General features: G+C 73.7%; 17 protein-coding genes and 1 pseudogene. 11 read left to right on the top strand and 7 right to left on the bottom strand.

The window, feature by feature from the left end; all coding sequences use genetic code 11:
- Positions 1-33: 33 nt before the first annotated feature.
- From Ae150APs1_RS12815 to Ae150APs1_RS33565, 4 genes and pseudogenes are all read left to right on the top strand, one after another.
- On the top strand, positions 34-879 hold the full coding sequence (locus tag Ae150APs1_RS12815) for a cytochrome c biogenesis protein CcdA (protein ID WP_060574776.1): 846 nt from the start codon (positions 34-36) through the stop codon (positions 877-879).
- On the top strand, positions 880-2520 hold the full coding sequence (locus Ae150APs1_RS12810; RefSeq protein ID WP_075297712.1) for a cytochrome c biogenesis protein ResB: 1641 nt from the start codon (positions 880-882) through the stop codon (positions 2518-2520). It abuts the gene before it with no gap.
- A 6-nt stretch (positions 2521-2526) separates the two neighbouring features.
- Positions 2527-3489 carry a c-type cytochrome biogenesis protein CcsB gene (gene ccsB / locus Ae150APs1_RS12805; RefSeq protein ID WP_075297710.1) on the top strand — a complete coding sequence of 321 codons (963 nt, stop codon included), beginning with the start codon at positions 2527-2529 and terminating at the stop codon, positions 3487-3489.
- Between the two features lie 1209 nt (positions 3490-4698).
- A pseudogene (locus Ae150APs1_RS33565) lies at positions 4699-5574 on the top strand (MinD/ParA family protein); the annotation flags it as partial.
- Positions 5575-5689: 115 nt separating this feature from the next.
- Here the strand turns inward: Ae150APs1_RS33565 and Ae150APs1_RS12795 are convergent.
- Both Ae150APs1_RS12795 and Ae150APs1_RS12790 read right to left on the bottom strand, forming a co-directional pair.
- Positions 5690-5920: a hypothetical protein gene (locus Ae150APs1_RS12795; protein WP_010224112.1), complete on the bottom strand. Its 231-nt coding sequence runs from the start codon at positions 5918-5920 to the stop codon at positions 5690-5692.
- Between the two features lie 81 nt (positions 5921-6001).
- On the bottom strand, positions 6002-6214 hold the full coding sequence (locus Ae150APs1_RS12790) for a BldC family transcriptional regulator (RefSeq protein ID WP_010224110.1): 213 nt from the start codon (positions 6212-6214) through the stop codon (positions 6002-6004).
- Between the two features lie 385 nt (positions 6215-6599).
- On the opposite strand from Ae150APs1_RS12790, the gene Ae150APs1_RS12785 reads away from it, so the two are divergent.
- The 3 genes from Ae150APs1_RS12785 (at position 6600) to Ae150APs1_RS12775 (ending at position 7716) form a co-directional block, all read left to right on the top strand.
- Positions 6600-6926 (top strand): hypothetical protein, encoded by a 327-nt coding sequence (locus tag Ae150APs1_RS12785; RefSeq protein WP_060574777.1) that lies wholly within the window; start codon positions 6600-6602, stop codon positions 6924-6926.
- Entirely contained in the window at positions 6926-7246 is a 321-nt protein-coding gene (locus tag Ae150APs1_RS12780; protein WP_010224107.1) for a DUF6355 family natural product biosynthesis protein, read from the top strand. Before Ae150APs1_RS12785 ends, Ae150APs1_RS12780 begins: the two co-directional genes overlap by 1 nt.
- A 68-nt stretch (positions 7247-7314) precedes the next feature.
- Positions 7315-7716 carry a DUF4229 domain-containing protein gene (locus tag Ae150APs1_RS12775; RefSeq protein WP_083680096.1) on the top strand — a complete coding sequence of 134 codons (402 nt, stop codon included), beginning with the start codon at positions 7315-7317 and terminating at the stop codon, positions 7714-7716.
- Between the two features lie 6 nt (positions 7717-7722).
- On the opposite strand, the gene Ae150APs1_RS12770 is transcribed toward Ae150APs1_RS12775, so the two are convergent.
- The 3 genes from Ae150APs1_RS12770 to menE form a co-directional block, all read right to left on the bottom strand.
- Positions 7723-8595 (bottom strand): 1,4-dihydroxy-2-naphthoate polyprenyltransferase, encoded by an 873-nt coding sequence (locus tag Ae150APs1_RS12770; protein WP_075297708.1) that lies wholly within the window; start codon positions 8593-8595, stop codon positions 7723-7725.
- Positions 8596-8684: 89 nt separating this feature from the next.
- The gene (locus Ae150APs1_RS12765; RefSeq protein ID WP_075297706.1) at positions 8685-10262 is read right to left on the bottom strand and encodes a hypothetical protein; all 1578 of its coding nucleotides are present in this window, start codon (positions 10260-10262) and stop codon (positions 8685-8687) included.
- A gap of 260 nt (positions 10263-10522) precedes the next feature.
- Positions 10523-11692, bottom strand: coding sequence for an o-succinylbenzoate--CoA ligase (gene menE, locus Ae150APs1_RS12760; RefSeq protein WP_075302043.1), 1170 nt, complete (start codon positions 11690-11692; stop codon positions 10523-10525).
- 180 nt (positions 11693-11872) lie between these two features.
- Here menE and Ae150APs1_RS12755 point away from each other — a divergent pair, with 180 nt between their 5' ends.
- The gene (locus Ae150APs1_RS12755) at positions 11873-12067 is read left to right on the top strand and encodes a hypothetical protein (protein ID WP_060574780.1); all 195 of its coding nucleotides are present in this window, start codon (positions 11873-11875) and stop codon (positions 12065-12067) included.
- Here Ae150APs1_RS12755 and Ae150APs1_RS12750 read toward each other — a convergent pair whose 3' ends face one another.
- Positions 12068-12970: a 1,4-dihydroxy-2-naphthoyl-CoA synthase gene (locus Ae150APs1_RS12750; RefSeq protein WP_010231195.1), complete on the bottom strand. Its 903-nt coding sequence runs from the start codon at positions 12968-12970 to the stop codon at positions 12068-12070.
- A 10-nt stretch (positions 12971-12980) separates the two neighbouring features.
- The gene (locus tag Ae150APs1_RS12745) at positions 12981-13865 is read right to left on the bottom strand and encodes an aminoglycoside phosphotransferase family protein (RefSeq protein WP_083680095.1); all 885 of its coding nucleotides are present in this window, start codon (positions 13863-13865) and stop codon (positions 12981-12983) included.
- 48 nt (positions 13866-13913) lie between these two features.
- On the opposite strand from Ae150APs1_RS12745, the gene Ae150APs1_RS12740 reads away from it, so the two are divergent.
- The 3 genes from Ae150APs1_RS12740 to Ae150APs1_RS12730 all read left to right on the top strand — a co-directional run bounded on the left by Ae150APs1_RS12740 (position 13914) and on the right by Ae150APs1_RS12730 (position 17665).
- Positions 13914-14486 (top strand): hypothetical protein, encoded by a 573-nt coding sequence (locus tag Ae150APs1_RS12740; protein ID WP_075297704.1) that lies wholly within the window; start codon positions 13914-13916, stop codon positions 14484-14486.
- 75 nt (positions 14487-14561) lie between these two features.
- The gene (locus tag Ae150APs1_RS12735; protein ID WP_170918080.1) at positions 14562-16304 is read left to right on the top strand and encodes an ATP-binding protein; all 1743 of its coding nucleotides are present in this window, start codon (positions 14562-14564) and stop codon (positions 16302-16304) included.
- 65 nt (positions 16305-16369) lie between these two features.
- Complete coding sequence (locus Ae150APs1_RS12730; RefSeq protein WP_075297700.1) at positions 16370-17665, top strand: hydroxyacid-oxoacid transhydrogenase; 1296 nt, start codon at positions 16370-16372, stop codon at positions 17663-17665.
- The last annotated feature ends 45 nt before the right edge of the window (positions 17666-17710 follow it).

Here is a 17710-nt window from a genome sequence, read left to right as displayed (position 1 = left end):
TTGCGGCGTGTCGCCCTTCTACCCTGGGATTCGATGGACGCGACCACCACACTGGCGATCTCGGGACCGCTGCTGCTCGCAGCGCTGGTCTCGGTCGCCGCCGGGCTGGTCAGCTTCGCCTCGCCGTGCGTCGTCCCACTGGTCCCCGGCTACCTCGCGTACCTGGCCGGGCTCGTCGGTGCGCAGTCCCCGCCGGTGACGCCGGCCGAGGCCGCCGAGCGCGCCGCCGCCCGGTCCGCCGGGCCGGGGGCCACCGGGCCGGGCGGCACCGTCGTCGCCGGGCGACGCACCGCCGACGGCCGCTGGCGGGTCGCCGGCGCCGCGCTGCTGTTCGTCGGCGGGTTCACCGTCGTCTTCGGCGCGATCATGGTCGGTGCCGTCTGGCTGTCCGACGTGCTGATCGACAACGAGGCCGTGCTCCAGCGGATCGGCGGCGTCGTGATGATCGTGATGGGGCTGGCGTTCGCCGGGCTCATCCCCGCGCTCCAGCGTGAGTACCGCGCGCACTGGACCCCCCGCGCCGGGCTGGCCGGCGCCCCGCTGCTGGGCGCCGTGTTCGGGCTGGGCTGGGTGCCCTGCATCGGCCCGACGCTGGCCGGTGTCGTCGCCGTCGCCGCGGGCACCGGTGGCGGATCGCTGCGCGGCGTCGTCCTGATCCTCGCCTACTGCGCGGGGCTGGGCATCCCGTTCGTGCTGATCGCGCTCGGCGCCACCCGCGCGGTCGGTGCGCTGGGCTGGCTGCGCAGGCACACCCGGGCGATCCAGGTCGCCGGCGGGGCGCTGCTGGTCGTCGTCGGTGCCCTGCTGGTCTCCGGGCTCTGGGCCCGGTGGCTGGTCGCCCTGCAGGTCTCGATCGCCGGGTTCACCCCGCCCATCTAGATGAGCTCCCCGCCGACCGCCCCGCCGCAGCCGCCCGTGACGTCACCGGACGGCGAGCCACCGTCGCACCGGCCGGGACCGCTGTCCACGGTGTGGGCGTTCCTGCGCAACACTTGGCGTGGCCTGACCAGCATGCGCACCGCCCTGGTGCTGCTGTTCCTGCTGGCGCTGGCCGCGCTCCCCGGTGCGCTGCTTCCGCAGCGCTCGCTGAACGCGTCGCTGGTAGACGACTTCTACGCCGACAACCCGCTCGTGGCCCCGGTCGTCGAGGCCGTCGGCGGCTTCGAGGTGTTCGCGACCCCGTGGTTCGCGGCCATCTACCTGCTGCTGATGATCTCCCTGGTCGGCTGCGTGCTGCCCCGCTCGCTGGAGTTCTGGCGCGGCATGCGCCAGCCCCCCGTGCGGACCCCGCGGAACCTGTCCCGGCTGCCGCACCACACCGGGGGCGACAGCGCCGAGGACCCGGACGCGGTGCTCACCCGGGCCCGGACGCTGCTGCGCGGCTGGCGGCGGACCGAGCGCGCCGAGGACGACGGGTCCCGGACGATCTCCGTCGAGCGCGGGTACCTGCGCGAGACCGGCAACCTGATCTTCCACCTCAGCCTGATCGGGATCCTGGTCGGCATGGCGGGCGGCAAGCTCTACGGCTACGACGGCGACGTCATCGTCCGCGCCGACGGCAGCGAGTTCTGCAACAGCTCGATCCTCGGCTACGACACGTTCAACGCCGGCCTGCGCATCGACGGCACCGAGCTCAACGAGTTCTGCGTCAAGGTCGACCGGTTCGACGGGAGCTGGCTCCCCAACGGCCAGGCGTCGTCGTTCGCGTCGCAGATCGGCTACCAGACCGGCGAGGACCTCGAGAACGGCGTCACGACCTGGCGCCCGTACGAGCTCGCCGTGAACCACCCGCTGCGCACCGACGGCGACCGCGTCTACATGACCGGCTACGGGTACGCGCCGGAGTTCACCGTCACCTGGCCGGACGGCCAGAGCCGCACCGGCGACATCCAGTGGCGGCCGGTGGACCAGGGCGGCACCCAGCTGTCGGAGGGCGCGACCAAGTTCGAGCGACCCGGTGTCACCGACCCGGACGTGCGGCGCACCACGCAGCTCGCGGTGACCGGCACGTTCGCCCCGACCGGCGCGGTCGACCAGGAGGGGAACCTCGCCTCGGTGCACCCGGACCTGCGGGCGCCGACGGCGGACGTGGACGTCATGCTCGGCGACCTGGGCATCGACGACGGCCGCGGCCAGTCGATCTTCAGCGTCGACCAGCAGAAGATCGACGACGGCGAGCTGCGGTCGGTCGCCCAGGCCCGGCTGGGCATCGGTGACACGGTACGGCTGCCCGACGGGACGGTCGTCCGGTTCGACGGGGTGACGCCCTGGGTGAACCTGCTGGTCGGCCACGACCCGACGCAGTCCTGGGTGCTCGTGTCGGCGATCGTGATGCTGGGCGGGCTGACCCTGTCACTGACGATCAAGCGCCGCCGGTTCTGGGTGCGGGTCGTGCCCCGTGACGGCGGTAGCCGGATCGAGACCGGTGGCCTGGCCCGCACGGACCGGGCCGGGTACGGCGAGGAGTTCGACCGGCTCGCGGGGGAACTGCTCGAGAAGACGACGAAGAAGGACGGTTGAGGTCAGATGCTCGTCGATCCCGTGTTGTCGGAGTGGAGCGACCACCTGTTCCAGGCCACGCTCGTCGTGCTCCTGCTCGCACTGGTGTTCACCACGCTGGAGTACGCCGCCGCCCGGGTGGCGAAGGCGACCAGCAAGGAACCGGCCACGGTCGGGGGAGCGGGCGAGGGCGACACGGCCGTCGCCGTGGCGGAGGCCCCGGACGACGCCGGTGAGGCGCCGGGCCGTCCCCGGTCGGACCGGTACGGCCGGATCGGCGTCTCGCTCATGGTCCTGGCGGCGCTCACCCACATCGGGTCGATCGTGCTGCGCGGGTTCGCCGCCTACCGCTGGCCACTCGGCAACATGTACGAGTTCACCTCGGCCCTGTGCTTCATGGCGGTCGTCGCGTGGCTGGTGCTCCTCCGGAGGCACCCGGCCCTGCGGCCGGCGGGTGTGTTCGTGCTCACGCCGGTCGTGCTGCTGATGTTCGTCACCGGCACGGTGCTCTACCTCGAGGCGGCGCCGGTGCTGCCCGCGCTGCAGTCGTACTGGATCATCATCCACGTCACGACGATCACGCTGGCGTCCGGACTGCTGCTCATCCCCGGGGTGTCGAGCCTGCTGTTCCTCATGAAGCGCAGCGGGAAGCCGTCGGGGCTGGCGGGCAAGCTGCCGTCGGCGGAGGCGCTCGACCGGCTGGCCTACCGGGTCACCGTGCTGGCGTTCCCGCTGTACACGTTCGGGATCATCACCGGCGCCGTGTGGGCCGAGGCCGCGTGGAACCGGTTCTGGGGCTGGGACCCGAAGGAGACCGTCGCGTTCGTGGCCTGGGTCCTGTACGCGGCGTACCTGCACGCGCGGGCCACGTCCGGGTGGCGGTCCTCCCGGGCGGCCTGGATCAACGTCCTGGGCTTCGCCACGATCGTGTTCAATCTCTTCTTCATCAACATGGTGGTCTCCGGGCTCCACTCGTACGCGGGCTTCTGACGGCTCGACCACCCGGGTTCGACCGGGCTAACGTCATGACCCGTGAGTGAGAACGGTTCCGGCGAGCAGCCCGACGGGTCGGTGGGTCGCTACGTGCGGGAGCGCTGGGGTGCGGCGGACAACGCCGGACGGTCCTTCGGACGGCGTCGCCGCACGGGCGGCGATGACGCAGCGCAGCCGGACGCGGGTCCGGCGCGCTCCTCCGGCGCGGCCGAGCAGCGCCCGCCGTCGGCGGCCGAGCGGGCCGCGTCCGCCCCGGCGCCGGGGCGGGCCGGTGTGGGCACCCGGACGCCACTGTCCGGGTCGGCGTGGGGCAGCGAGCTGCCCGACGTCGACGACGACCTGGTCGACGAGATCGACCCCTCCACCCCGCCGCACGGCCTGGACCTGTCCGCCCTACACCGCGCGTCGCCCGACGCCGCCGAGGACCCTGCGCCCGGCACCTCGCCGGGCCCCGGGGAGGCGGACGGCTCCGGCGACGACGCGGCCGGTGGGGACCGGCACGACGACGGCAGGCACCGCGCCGCCGACCCGGTCGCGGCGTCGGAGACCGACCACGGGCCCGACGACACCGGGCTCTACCGGACGGGCGGTGGCGATCCGGAGCCGTGGTGGGCGGTGCCCGCGCCCGCCGCCCGCGACGACTCGGACGACGAGGTGATCTGGCGTCGCCCGGACGCACCGGCCGCCCGCGACGAGGCCGCCGAGCCCGGTGCCGCGGACCCGGTCACGGGGCAGGCCCCCGCCGGGACGCGGGCCCCGGACCCGGCGACCGACGAGGCGCCCGCGCCGCGCCAGGAGGCTGCGCCGTCCCGGGACACCGACCCGGCGGCCGGCGCCTCGTCCCGGGAACCGGCCCGCGGATCCGCTCCGGCCGCGGAACAGGTACCGGCGGCCGCGGCGGAACCGGATCGTCGTCCGTCCCGCGCGGGTGACGGACCCGCGGCGCGGCCCGGGGAGCGGCCCCGTGGCGAGGACCCCGCCCGCTCCGACAGCGTCGCCCGGCCTGCGGTGGAGCGACCCTGGCGCGCGTCCTGGGACCGCGACGCTGCCGAGCGCGACGCCACCGACCGCGGCTCCCGGGAGGAGCCCCGGCGCCCGCGCTGGACGCCGCCGGAGGCCGTGGAGGCCCGCGCCGCCCAGCACCGTCGCGGCAGCGAGCCGCACGGCGGCCTGGACCTGGCCCCGTCCCGGGGCGCCCACGGGGCCCGCCGCGCTCCGGCGAGCGGCTGGCGCCGGCTGGTCTACGTGCTGACCCGCGGGCTCGTGAACCCGGGCGAGAGCCCCGCCGAGATCCACCGCCGCGAGCTGGTCTCCCGGCTGAACCGCCCCCTGATCAGCTCGCACAAGATCGCGATGCTGAGCCTGAAGGGCGGCGTCGGGAAGACGACGGTGACCGCCACCCTGGGCGCGACCTTCGCCTCGCACCGGGGTGACCGGGTCGTCGCGGTCGACGCGAACCCGGACCGCGGCACGCTCAGCCAGAAGATCCCGCTGGAGACGACGGCGACCGTCCGGCACCTGCTGCGCGACTCGGACAAGGTGCGCCGCTACAGCGACGTGCGCGCCTACACCTCGCAGGGCGTGTCCCGGCTCGAGGTGCTGGCCAGCGAGCAGGACCCGGCGGTGTCGGAGGCGTTCAGCGAGGACGACTACCGGCGCGCGGTCGACCTCCTCGAACACTTCTACAACCTGGTGCTGACCGACTGCGGTACCGGGCTCATGCACTCCGCGATGTACGGGGTGCTGGGGATGGCCGACCAGCTGGTCATCGTGTCGTCGGGCTCCATCGACGGCGCCCGCAGTGCCTCGGCGACGCTGGACTGGCTGGACGCGCACGGCTACGGCCCGCTGGTCCGCAACGCCGTCGTCGTGATCAACACGGTCTACCGGCGGGCCGGGGGCGGGGTCGACCTGGACCGGGTCGCGGAGCACTTCGCCGGGCGGTGCCGGGCGGTGGTGCGGGTGCCGTTCGACCCGCACCTGGAGGAGGGCGCCGAGATCGACCTCGACAGCCTGGAGGAGCCCACCCGGACGGCGCTGCTGGAACTCGCGGCGGCCGTCGCCGACGGGTTCCCGGTCTAGCTGTACTGCCCGGACACACGGAAGGGCGGCCCGCCGCAGCTGGCGGACCGCCCTTCGTGGAGAACGGTCGGGGTGGACCCGGGGGTCCTGGGAGGTGTCCGGGCGCGCGCCCGGGTCAGGCGCGGTCGGGCGGGTCCTCCTCGTTGCGGACCTTCTCGTCCAGCTGACGCAGGAAGTCGGGGTCGTCGTCAGGACCGGTCGTGCGTGGTCGCTCGGACTTCTGACCCGCGGACCACGGGAAGTCGGGTCGTGGGAGCCGGTCGGAGACCACCTGCTCGGACCGGAGGGTCCTCACGAGCAGAACAGCGACGACGGCCGCACCGAGCAGAAGGATCAGGAACAACATCAGGCCACCTCCGCTGTCTAGCGTAGCGAAGGTGGCCTGACGTACGGGTGAAGTCGTGCGTTCACCCGGAGGTCGTGTGACTCAGCGGAGGCCGGGGCTGGCCTCACTGGTCAGGTCGGCCAGGAGACCGCGGACCTCGGACTCGCGGAACCGGCGGTGGCCGCCCGGGGTCCGGATCGAGCCGATGCGTCCGGCGGACGCCCAGCGGGTCACGGTCTTGGGGTCGACGCGGAAGAGCGTGGCCACTTCGCCCGGGGTCAGCAGTCGCTCGGGGGCCTGCGTCGGAGCTGCCATGGAATCCTCCCGGAAGTGCAGCGTGGTGCCGTGTGCGGTGCCGTCCCGGCGAGATCGCCGACCGGGCACCGCTCGGTGTTCCGGGCCATCGTGACACCACAGACCCCAGGTACTCGAACGGTTGTCGGTAGGTAAAGGGTTCTTAAAGGGCAAACGCGACGATCCGAGTCAATCGGACAGCCCGGGCGAACGTGTCCCGTTCCGGACACCATCACGCGATCCTGTGGCGCCGCCCATGGTGCCTGATCCCGGCGCGCGCTCGGGAGCCCTCCCGGGACCCCCGGACCACACTCCGGCCCGCCGGACCCGCTGCAGGAGCGGGTTCCGAGGACGTCGAGGCAGAGAGAGAACGGTGCGTGGACCGAGTCGTGTGATGGTGCTGGGGGTGGCCGCCGTGGCGGTCACGTCGTTCGTGGGGGCGCTCGGCCCGGCCCCCGACGCGGAGGCGGTCGCGTGCGGGTACAGTCGGCAGCTGGAGGACGTGCCCCCGACCGGGTTCAGCGCCGCGCTGGGCCCGATCAGCGCGCCGATCGGCGGGGGGCAGCGGCAGATCGGTCACTGGGGCAACTGCTCGCCCGGTAACCAGAAGGTCGCCGTGCAGCAGGCGAACGGGGCCGCCCCGACCGTCTGCGTGACCCCGGGGGATACCCGGCTGGGCCTCGCCACCGGCTCCGAGGGCATCACCGGTGCGACCGCGCAGGGAGGCTGCTGATGCGGCGCCGCCTGCGCGGGATCGTCGGGGGGACCGTGGCGGCGCTGGCCGTCGGGTCCGCGGTCGTGGCGGGCGCGGGAACCGCCGTCGTCGCCGGTGCGGGCACAGCGGAGGCGGCCAAGTGCGGGTACTCCACGCTCGAGAACGACACGACGAACAACAAGGCGAACTACCTCAACTGCTCGCCGGGGAACGAACGCATCCGGGTCGAGTACACCTACGCGACCGAGGAGAAGTGCGTGACGCCCGGTGACACCCCGCTCTTCGCGAACCCGGACCTGGGCGCCGTGCGCAACGCCGTCCCGATCGGGACCTGCTGAGCGACGCCGCCGGCCACCGGGGTCCGTGGCCGCTCGCCGGTCGCGCGGCGGTCCGTACCCTGGTGGCCATGACGTCTCCGACTCCGCCGCCGCAGGCCGCGGCGCGGGCCCGCGCCGGCGAGCCCGGGCCGGCCGCCACGGTGGCGCTCTACGCGTTCGCCCGGCTGGGCCTGGTCGCGGTCATCGCGCTGCTGCTCGGGTTCGCCGGGGTCCCGCTGCTGGTGGCCTTGCTCGTGGCGCTGGTCGTCGCGCTGCCGCTGTCGATGGTGCTGTTCCGCGGGCTGCGCGCCCGGCTGGACCGGGCGGTCGCCACGGCGACGGCCCGGCGCTCCGCGGAGCGCGAGTCGCTGCGCGCCCAGCTGCGCGGTGACGTCGGGCCGCCGCCCGCTCCGGAGCAGGACGCGCCGGCCGGCGCCGACGAGCCCCGGGCACGGGACGACCAGGGCGGGGAGCGCGCCGACCGGTCCTGAGGACGGTCAGCCGATCGTCAGGCCCACCGCGACGGCGACCGCCCAGGCCAGCAGCAGCAGGCCGGTGTCGCGCAGCACCGGGATCAACGCAGGCCCGTCCGCGCCGCCGAGCACCGTGCGCACCGGCCGGACCGCCGCGGGCAGCGCGAGCAGCGCGACGACCAGGCCGGGCCGGTCGAACGCCGCCCCGACCGCGATCACGAAGGGCACCAGCGCCGTCAGCACGTAGAGCAGCCGCGTGCCGCGGTCGCCCAGCCGGACGGCGAGGGTCCGCTTGCCCGCGATCCGGTCGCCCGGGATGTCACGCAGGTTGTTCGCGACGAGCACCGCGCAGGTCAGCAGGCCCGCACCGGCCGAGGCCCCGACGGTGGCGGCGTCGACCGTGCCGGCCTGGGTGAACGCCGTCCCCAGCACCGCGACCGGTCCGAAGAAGACGAAGACCGCGATCTCGCCGAGCCCGGCGTAGCCGTAGGGCCGGGTGCCGCCGGTGTAGAACCAGGCCCCGACGATGCACAGCGCGCCGACGGCGATCAGCCACCACTGTCCGGACACCGCGGTGAGCGCGAGCCCGGCGAGCGCGGCGACCCCGAAGCAGGCGAACGCGGCCGCCTTGACGGTGGCCGGCTCCGCCGCGCGGGAGCCGACGAGCCGCTGGGGGCCGACGCGGTCGTCGTCGGTGCCGCGGATGCCGTCGGAGTAGTCGTTCGCGAAGTTGACCCCGATCACCAGCGCGACCGCCACGACCAGGGCGAGCAGTGCTGCTCCCGGGGCCACGGCACCGGCGCCGATCGCGGCACCGGTCCCGACGAGTACGGGGGAGATCGCGGTGGGCAGGGTGCGCGGGCGCGCTCCCTCGATCCACTCTGCCGTCGTGGCCACGGGGCGAATCTATCCCGATCCGGTTCCGGCCGACGCCGGAGCGCGGCCGGTGCGGGGGTGAACCCGGCCACCGGCCGGCGACGGCGGGGTCAGCGCGCGCCCGAGGGCCCCCGCTGGGCCGACCCGGGGACGGTCCCCGCGGCGGCCTGGCGGTCACCGTCGGGCACCGGGCCGTCGTCCGGGCCGTCGTCCGGGCCGTCGACCGGTTCGTCACCCGGCTCCCCGCCGGCGTCCGGCGTGGTGGAGGTCCCGCCCGTCGCGGTCCCGGACGGGGTGGCCGGGTCCGGGGTGTCCGAGGAGGGGCTCGACGGGGTGGCCGGGGCGGTGCCCGGCGTCTCCGGCTCGTCGGCCGGAGCGGTACCGGGGGTGGTCGGGGCCGCCGCGGCGTCGTCGTCCGCGGGGCCGGGTGCGGCACCGGGCCCGGCGGGGGCCGCGGCGCAGCCCGGCACGTCACCCGGGAGCTGCGCGAACGCCGACGACGGCAGGTACTGCTCGTCCCCGATCCGCACGAAGTCGCCCTCGGTGCACTGCACCGGCACCTCGGTCGCGTCGACGGCGATCCCGACGGACTCCGCACCGGCCTCGGGCCGGGCGAGGATCTGCACGTCCGGCGCGCCCTCGGTCTCGACCGCGGACAGCCGCTGCGAGCCCGTCCACAGGTAGTCGACCTGGACCTGCGAGTTGTCCTTCAGCCCGAGGACGTCCCAGAAGATCCCGTCGCCGAGGTCGATCCCGGCCGGGTTGGCGGGCTTGCGGTCGAACTGGTCCTTGCCGCCGTTGTGGCCGTCGTGGAAGGCGGCGGCGGCCTGCGGGAGGCCCTGCGGCAGGTCCTTCCACATCTGGCGCTCGTTCGAGGGGTTCCAGTAGTCGTCCTTGGTGTTCCACGGCCCGATGTCCCAGACCGGCGCGATGGCGCACCTGCCGTTCGGCGCGCACACCTTCACCGAGTAGTCGGTCTTGCCGTTGGCCGACAGCGCCCGGCGGGAGGGCAGCGCGACGAAGCGGTCCCGCGGCGCGATCTTGTGGCCGTTGGCCGTCGTGCCGCCCTCGAGGCCCTCGCGGGTCGCGAACACCGAGTAGCTGCGCGGCGCGGCCTCGGCCTGCGGACCGGACTCGGCGTCGGCCTCGGACCCGGTGGCGGGCTCGGCCGTGAGCGTCACCTCCCGCACCGACGGCGACGCCGTCCCGGTGGAGCTGAGCACGAGCCTGCCCTGCACCTCGCGGACGGTCTCCGGGAGCTCCGCGCGGTCGCCCTCGGCCGGGATCCACTCGGTCCAGCTGCCGCCGGGCTTGCGCCCGCGGACGTCCATCGTCGCGGACGACCCGGGCGGGGTGTCCGCGACCAGGGTGGACCCGACCTCGCGGGTGGGGGCGTCGAGAGTGTGCGGTTCGAGGGTCAGCAGCCCGGTCGGCACGACGCCGACCGGGTCGGCCGACGCCTCGGCGTCGCTGCTCTCGTCGGCCGGTGCACCGACCGCCGTCGCCCGGTCGAACCGGGCGCCGCCGTCGTCGACGACGACGCCGGGACCGCTGCCCCCGGACAGCTCCGGCTGCCAGCTCGCCCCGGGCTCCGCCGCGACGGCGGGCACCACGGCGACCGCACAGAGCGCGCCGGTGGCGGCGAGCAGACCGACACCCCGCAGCCCGGTCCGCGTGATCCTGCGCATGTCGACAAACCCCCGCTGCATCGTGTGACTCGTGTGACGACCGTGATTCCGGTGATCCCTGTGGACCGTGTGTCGTCAGTGGCTGAAGCACACTCGATGTACAGGCGGGGCGCAACGCACGCTGCGTTAACCAACTCCAAGGTGTGTACGTCCGTTTCACTGGACCAGGTGGCTCTCTCTCCACCCGGCGCGGCGCGTTCGGTAGCGCTCCGCGACCGGTGATTCCGGTGGGTGATCGGACCGGGCGGACGACGGCCCGGTCAGCTCGCCGGGGCGAACAGCCTGGCGACGGCGGCCCGGTCGGGCTTCCCGATCCCCCGCTCCGGGACGGCCGCGGCGCGGCGGATCGTCCGCGGGACCGCGGCCCGGCCGCACGACGCACGCACGGCGTCCTGCAGCGCGGAGTCCGGCGGAGCGCCGTCGTCGGTGGTCACCACCAGCGCGGCCACGACCTGGCCCCACTCCGCGTCCGGGAGCCCCACCACGCAGGCGCCGCCCACCCCGGGCAGCGCCAGCAACGCCCGCTCGACGGCCGCCGGGGCGACCTTCTCGCCGCCGGTGTTGATCACGTCGTCCGCCCGGCCGAGCACGGTCAGCCGCCCGTCGGGACCGAGCTCGCCGAGATCGCCGGTGCGGAACCCGTCCGGCCCGAACGACGCGGCGGTGGCGTCCGGCGCGCCGAGGTAGCCGGCGGCGACGACCGCACCGCCGAGCACCACCCGTCCGGAACCGGGCTCGATCGTCACCGACACACCCTCCAGTGCGACACCGTCGTAGACCGACCCGCCGCAGGTCTCGCTCATCCCGTAGGCGGCGACCACCCGGATCCCGGCCGCCTCGGCCCGGGCCCGCAGGGCGGGATCGAGCGCGGCCCCGCCGACCAGCACGGCGTCGTAGCCGGCGAGCGCGTACAGCGGGGCGGAGCCGTGGTCGAGGACGCGGCCTAGCTGGGTCGGGACGAGGCTCGTGTAGCGGCGGTCGCCGTGCCGCATCCGGCCGGTGGCCCGGGCGAACCCGGCGGGCCGGAATCCCTCGCGGACGTCCTGCACCACGCACGCCGTCCCGGCCAGCAGGGCCCGCGAGACCACCTGCAGTCCCGCGACGTGCTCGGCAGGCAGCGCGAGCAACCAGGCCCCCGGCCCGCCGAGGCGGTCGTGGGTGGCGGCGGCGGAGGCGCGTAGCGCGTCACCGGTCAGCGCGACGTGCTTCGGTTCCCCGGTCGATCCCGAGGTGGCGACGACGGCGGCGAGCCCGTCCGGCAGCGCCCCCGCGGCGACGGCCCTGGCGACCGGCTCCGGCAGCGGCGGCTCGCCGCCCGGCGCCGCCCGCACCGGCAGGACCGCGGGCCCGGCGCCGTCGAGCGCGGAGCGCAGCGCCGCGGCCAGGCGCGTCACCGACTCGGACGATCCGTCCACCCCGACCACACGCACGTCCATGGGGGACCAGCCTGCCACCGTGACGATCGCGACCGTCGGTGGCGTCCGAACGGAGCCTTCATCAGATGTGACGAATGAGGTAGGGGAGCTGCAACGGACTGCCGCTCCCGCACGACAGGCCGGACGAGAGCGGCGGCACCACGTCCCGCTCCGCGGAGGTCGAAGGAGCTCCCCATGTCGCACAGCGCACCCGCCGGCTCGTCCCCGACCGGCAGCCCGCGTTCCCTGCGTTGCCGCAGGCCGGCCGCGACCGGGCACCGCGCCGCCGCCGGCGAGCTGGCCGCACTGGCGTTCCTCAGCCCGGTGCCCGCCGCCCCGGCGGCCGCGCGGCCGGCACCGGTGCCGCACCCGCGCCCGTCGGCGGAGTGATCAGTAGTGCCAGGGGAACGGTGACCAGTCCGGGTCCCGCTTCTGCAGGAACGAGTCCCGGCCCTCGACCGCCTCGTCGGTCATGTACGCCAGCCGGGTCGCCTCTCCGGCGAACAGCTGCTGGCCGACCAGGCCGTCGTCGGCGAGGTTGAACGCGTACTTCAGCATCCGCTGCGCGGTCGGGGACTTGCCGTTGATCTCACTGGCCCACTGCAGCGCGGTGGTCTCCAGCTCGGCGTGCGGGACGACCTCGTTGACCGCGCCCATCCGGTGCATCTGCTCGGCCGAGTAGGTCCGGCCCAGGAAGAAGATCTCCCGGGCGAACTTCTGCCCGACCTGCTTGGCCAGGTACGCCGAGCCGTAGCCGCCGTCGAACGAGCCGACGTCGGCGTCGGTCTGCTTGAACCGGGCGTGCTCGGCCGAGGCCAGGGTCAGGTCGGCGACCGCGTGCAGCGAGTGCCCGCCACCGGCGGCCCAGCCGTTGACCACGGCGATGACGACCTTGGGCATGAACCGGATCAGCCGCTGGCACTCCAGGATGTGGAGCCGCCCGGCCCGCCCGGCCTGCACGGTGTCGGCGGTGTCGCCGTCGGCGTACTGGTAGCCGGTGCGGCCGCGGATGCGCTGGTCCCCGCCGGAGCAGAAGGCGCGCTTGCCGTCCTTGGGGGAGGGCCCGTTCCCGGTCAGCAGCACGGCGCCGACGTCGGCGCTGGTCCGGGCGTGCTCCAGAGCGGTGAACAGCTCGTCGACGGTGCCGGGGCGGAACGCGTTGAGGACCTCGGGCCGGTCGAACGCGATCCGCACCGCCCCGGTGGCCACCGCACGGTGGTAGGTGATGTCGGTGAAGGAGAACCCCTCCACCGGCCGCCAGGCGTCGGGATCGAAGGTCTCGGAGACGGGCATGATCGGCAGCCTAGAGTCCGCGCTCCAGCTCCAGCGCCACGGCCAGCGCGGTCCCGTCGACCGGGCCGTCCTGGGCGTTCCACACTTCGGACAGCACGCACACCGCGAACCCCCAGGCCAGGGCGCGGTCCGGGTCGACGCCGACGGTGTCCGCGAGCCGTTCCAGACGGGCCGGCGCCCGCGCCGCGAGCAGGACGGGATCGGCGTCGAGCGGGTTGTACAGCAGCTGGCCGCAGTCGTAGCCGGGATCGCCGGCCCGGCCGTGCGGGTCGATCGCCAGCCAGTCCTCGCGGGTGCCCGCGAGGACGTTGTGGTGGTGCAGGTCGCCGTGCAGCAGCACCTCCCGCGGCGCCGACGAGCACCACAGTGACGCGGCGGCCGAGACGAGCCGGCGCGGCAGCGGGTCGTCGCCGGGGAACCGGCGCAGGTGTGCGGCGAGGGCGTCCCGCTCGGAGCGGACTTGGTCGAGCCCGGCCGGGACCGGCGCGGTGTGCAGGACGCGCAACCGTCCGGCGATCACCGCGACGGCGTCGTCGTCGGGGAGGATCGTGACGTCGTGACCGGGAACGGCGCGTTCCAGCAGCAGGGCGCCGCGGGCCGGGTCGGCCCACAGCAGGCGGACGGCACCGCGGCCGTCGTAGGCCCGCAGGGCGGCGATCTCGGCGTCGAGGTGGCCGTCGGGCACGCCGGTCTTGAGCACCGCGGGGGTCCCGTCCGGGCAGATCACCGCCCGGACCGAGTGGAACGACTGCGGCATCACCGGCCCGAGCCGGAGGCCGAGTTCCCGCGCCAGCCGGGCGGTGAGCCGGTCCAGGCCGGTCAGCCAGGCCGCCCCCTCGGCGCCCCAGGTCCGGGTGACGGTCGCGTGCAGCTCGTCGCGCGGGGTGGCGGGCACGCTGCGAGTCTGCGAGGGCCGCCCGATCCCGAGCAACGGAGTTCCGCCGTGCGCCGCACGCTGATGATCGTCCTCGTCGCCCTCCCCGGCCTGCTGCTCGCGCTCGCCGGCTACCACCACCCGCGCGGGCTCGACCTGACGACGGCGAACGAGTGGTGGACCGCGCACGTCCCGCTGGTCCCGGTGTTCCCGCTGCTCGGCGTGGCCCTGTGGGTGCTGCTGCGCCAGGAGACCGGGCCGGTCGCCTGGATCGGGAAGATCGGGGCGTACCTGTTCGGGTGCTTCTACACCGCGCTCGACTGCCTGGCCGGGCTGGTGCTGGAGACCGAGGGCCGCGGGCAGCAGTCGATCATCGAGCTGATCGCGCTCGGCGACCGGCTCTCCTACATCGGGACGGCGTCGTACCTGGTCGCGACGGTCTGCGTGGCGGGGCTGCTGTTCCGCCGGGCCGGGTGGGCGGTCCTGCCGGGGGCGGTGCTGCTCATCGGTGCGGCGATCCCGTTCCAGACCTCGCACATCTTCTGGCCGACCGGCGTGGTCGCGATGCTGCTGACCGGGCTGGGCGCCGGGCTCGTCGAGTGGGCCCGGCCGGAGGTGCGTTCGCTGCCCACCAGCGTGTGACCACCGAGCGGCCTGTCTTTGCTGGTACTTTTGGCAAACCAACACAGTGTCAGTTGCTTAAAAGGCAGGCAAATGGTGGGCGACGTCGACACAGCCTTGCGGCGGGTTCGCTCGGGTACTGCGGCGCGCAAGCTCGAGACGGCCGGACTCGACTTCAAGATGCCGTCGGCGAAGGTCAAGGACACGCTCGCCAATCTCGCGGAGGCCGCGGTCTGCTTCGCCAACGCCGCCGGAGGGACGATCGTGGTGGGCGTCGCCGATGACGTCCCTGGCCCGGAAGCGCTCGTCGGCTCGACGATCGAGCCCGAAACGATCAGACACGGAGTGTACGAGCGCACCGTGCCGTCGTTGGACGTCGTCGTCTCACGGTTCGAGTTCGCGGACGTCCATCTGCTGAGGATCGACGTGCCGGAAGGCATCGAGGTGGTCAGCTCGTCGAGCGGCAGGTATTCGTGGCGCCGGGGGACGGACTGTCTCCCGATGACCGCCGACGACGTCGGCCGCCTGCGGGAGGAGCGGCGGGGAAAGGACTGGTCCGCCCGGTCGAGCCGGATCGACGCCACAGAGGGGGTGGACCACGCCGCCCTCACCAGGGTCCGGGAACTGCTCGACACGGTCACCACCGACGGCGCTCGTGCGTTGCGGCAGGCCGACGATCGTGAGCTGCTGACCGGCCTGGGCCTCGCGACATCGAGGGGGAAGCTGTCCAACGCGGGCGACTCCCTGGTGGGACGGCGATCCGCGACAGGGGAGCCGACGATCGTCTACCAGCATCGCCGAGCAGCCGCGGGAGAGGCGGACACGATCCTGCACCTCCAGGGCCCACTCATCGTGGCCATGCAGCGGCGCCTGGAGGCCATCGAGCTCCGCCTCCGGGCCACTCCTCTCAACCTGACCGGTGGTCAGCAACTTCAGGTCCAGGACTTCCCGATGCCGGCGCTGCGCGAAGCCGTGATGAACGCCGTCGCTCATGGCGACCACCGGAGTGGCCGCCCCATCCAGGTCGAACATTCGCCGGACTTCCTGACGATCACATCGCCGGGACCTCTCGTGGCGGGGGTGACGCCGGAGAACATCCTGCGACATCCGCATCGAGCCCGGTTCCGGGCGCTGTTCGGTGCCCTTCGCCACCTCGGGCTGGTCGAGCAGGTCGGTCTCGGTGTCGACCGTATGTACCGGGAGATGCTCCGGGTCGGCCGCAACCCGCCGCGGATCGTCGAGGACCGGGATCAGGTCTCGGTGACCTTCGCCTCGGACGAACCGAACATGCGTGTCGCGCGGTTCGTCAACCAGCTCGGGCCCGAGCGACGGGACGATTTGGACGTCCTCCAGGTCCTCGCGATTCTGAGGCAGCGGAGAAGTGTCGCCGCGCCCGCTGTGGCACAGGTGATCCAACGGCCGCTGACGGACACACAGACCCTGCTGCGCCGGCTCGGCGACGGCGACCCCGTTGCTCGAGGCCACACAGGGAACCGCGCGGCGGCGAAACCCGAACTACCGGCTCCGGGGTCCGGTCATCGTAGAGCTGGGGACCGCGGTCGCCTATCACCGTGCGCCGAGCGACGAGCACGATCGGAAGATCGTCGAGCACGTCCAGGAGTACGGCACGATCAACAACAGGACGGTGCAGAACCTCTTCGACGTCGATGTCTACCGGGCATCGGCGATCCTCCGCGAGCTGGTGGATCTCGAGCTGGTCGTGAGGATCTCGGAGCAGACACGGGGCAACGCCGTTCGGTACGGCCCGGGCTCCCAGTTCCCCGAGCAGCACCGGCGCCGCCGTCGGACGTGACGGGTCAACAGGTGCGCATCTCCTGATCGACGGTGCAGACTCGGTCACGGAGTTCCACCCGTTGCCGTGTCGGACCCTGGAGGACGCGTCCATGACGATCCCGAATGTCGACCTCACCGAGGAGACGATCTTCACCTGGGGCGCGCCGCCCCTGAAGTTCGGTGCCGGCTCGATCGACGAGATCGGTTTCGAGATGACCGGCTACGGGGCGGGCCGGGTCCTCATCGTGACCGACCCCGGTGTGCGCCTGCTCGGCATCCCCGAGCGCATCGCCGAGTCCCTGCAGCGCTACGGCATCGGTTCCGAGATCTTCGACGGCGTCCACGTCGAGCCGACCGACGACTCGATGGTCAAGGCCACCGAGTACGCCCGCGCCCAGGGCCCGTGGGACGGCTTCGTCGCCGTCGGCGGCGGGTCCGCGATCGACACCGCCAAGGCGATCAACCTGCTGACCAGCGGCCCCGGCGAGCTGATGGACTTCATCAACAAGCCGATCGGCAACGCGAAGGTGCCCGAGGGCCCGCTCAAGCCGCTGATCGCCGTCCCGACGACGGCCGGTACCGGCTCGGAGTCCACCGCGATGTGCGTGCTGGACATCCTGTCGATGAAGGTCAAGACCGGGATCAGCCACTGGCGGCTGCGCCCGACCCTGGCCGTGATCGACCCGCTGGTCACGATGTCGCTGCCGCCGGAGGTCACCGCCGCGTCCGGGATGGACATCGCCTGCCACGCGCTGGAGTCCTACACGGCGCGCTGGTACACGACGTTCGACCGGAAGAAGCCCGAGGAGCGGGTCACCTACTGCGGCTCGAACCCGGTCTCGGACCTCTGGTGCGAGAAGTCGATGACGCTGCTCGCACAGTCCTTCCGGGACGCCGTGCACCGCGGCGCCGACGACCTGGAGGCCCGCTCGAACATGATGATGGCGGCGACGTTCGCCGGGATGGGGTTCGGCAACTCCGGCGTGCACATCCCGCACGCCAACGCCTACCCGATCGCCGGGATGGTCAAGGACTTCACGCCCGCCGGCTACCCGCAGGACGAGCCGATGGTGCCGCACGGCATGTCGGTGTCGCTGACCGCGCCGGAGGCGTTCCGGTTCTCCTTCGACTCCGCACCGGACCGGCACCTCAAGGCGGCCGAGCTGATGGCCCCGCGCGCGGACCGGCTGAACGACCAGCGTGAGCAGCTGCCGTCGGTGCTGATCGACCTGATGCGCGACATCGGCATCCCCAACGGGATCGGCGGCGTCGGGTACACCGAGTCGGACGTGCCGGACCTGGTGCCCGGGACGATGAAGCAGCAGCGGCTCCTCGCGACGTGCCCGCGCACCCCCACCGAGGACGACATCGCCGACATCCTCACGAAGTCGGTCGAGAACTGGTGAGCCGGTGACCTCCGGCAGGCCGGGGTAGCGTCGTCGCGTCCCGGC

Origin of the sequence: Pseudonocardia sp. Ae150A_Ps1, assembly GCF_001932315.1 — a bacterium.
Lineage (GTDB): Bacteria > Actinomycetota > Actinomycetes > Mycobacteriales > Pseudonocardiaceae > Pseudonocardia.
The sequence above is the reverse complement of the archived record's forward strand: the minus strand, read 5'-3'. Positions and strand labels throughout refer to the sequence as shown.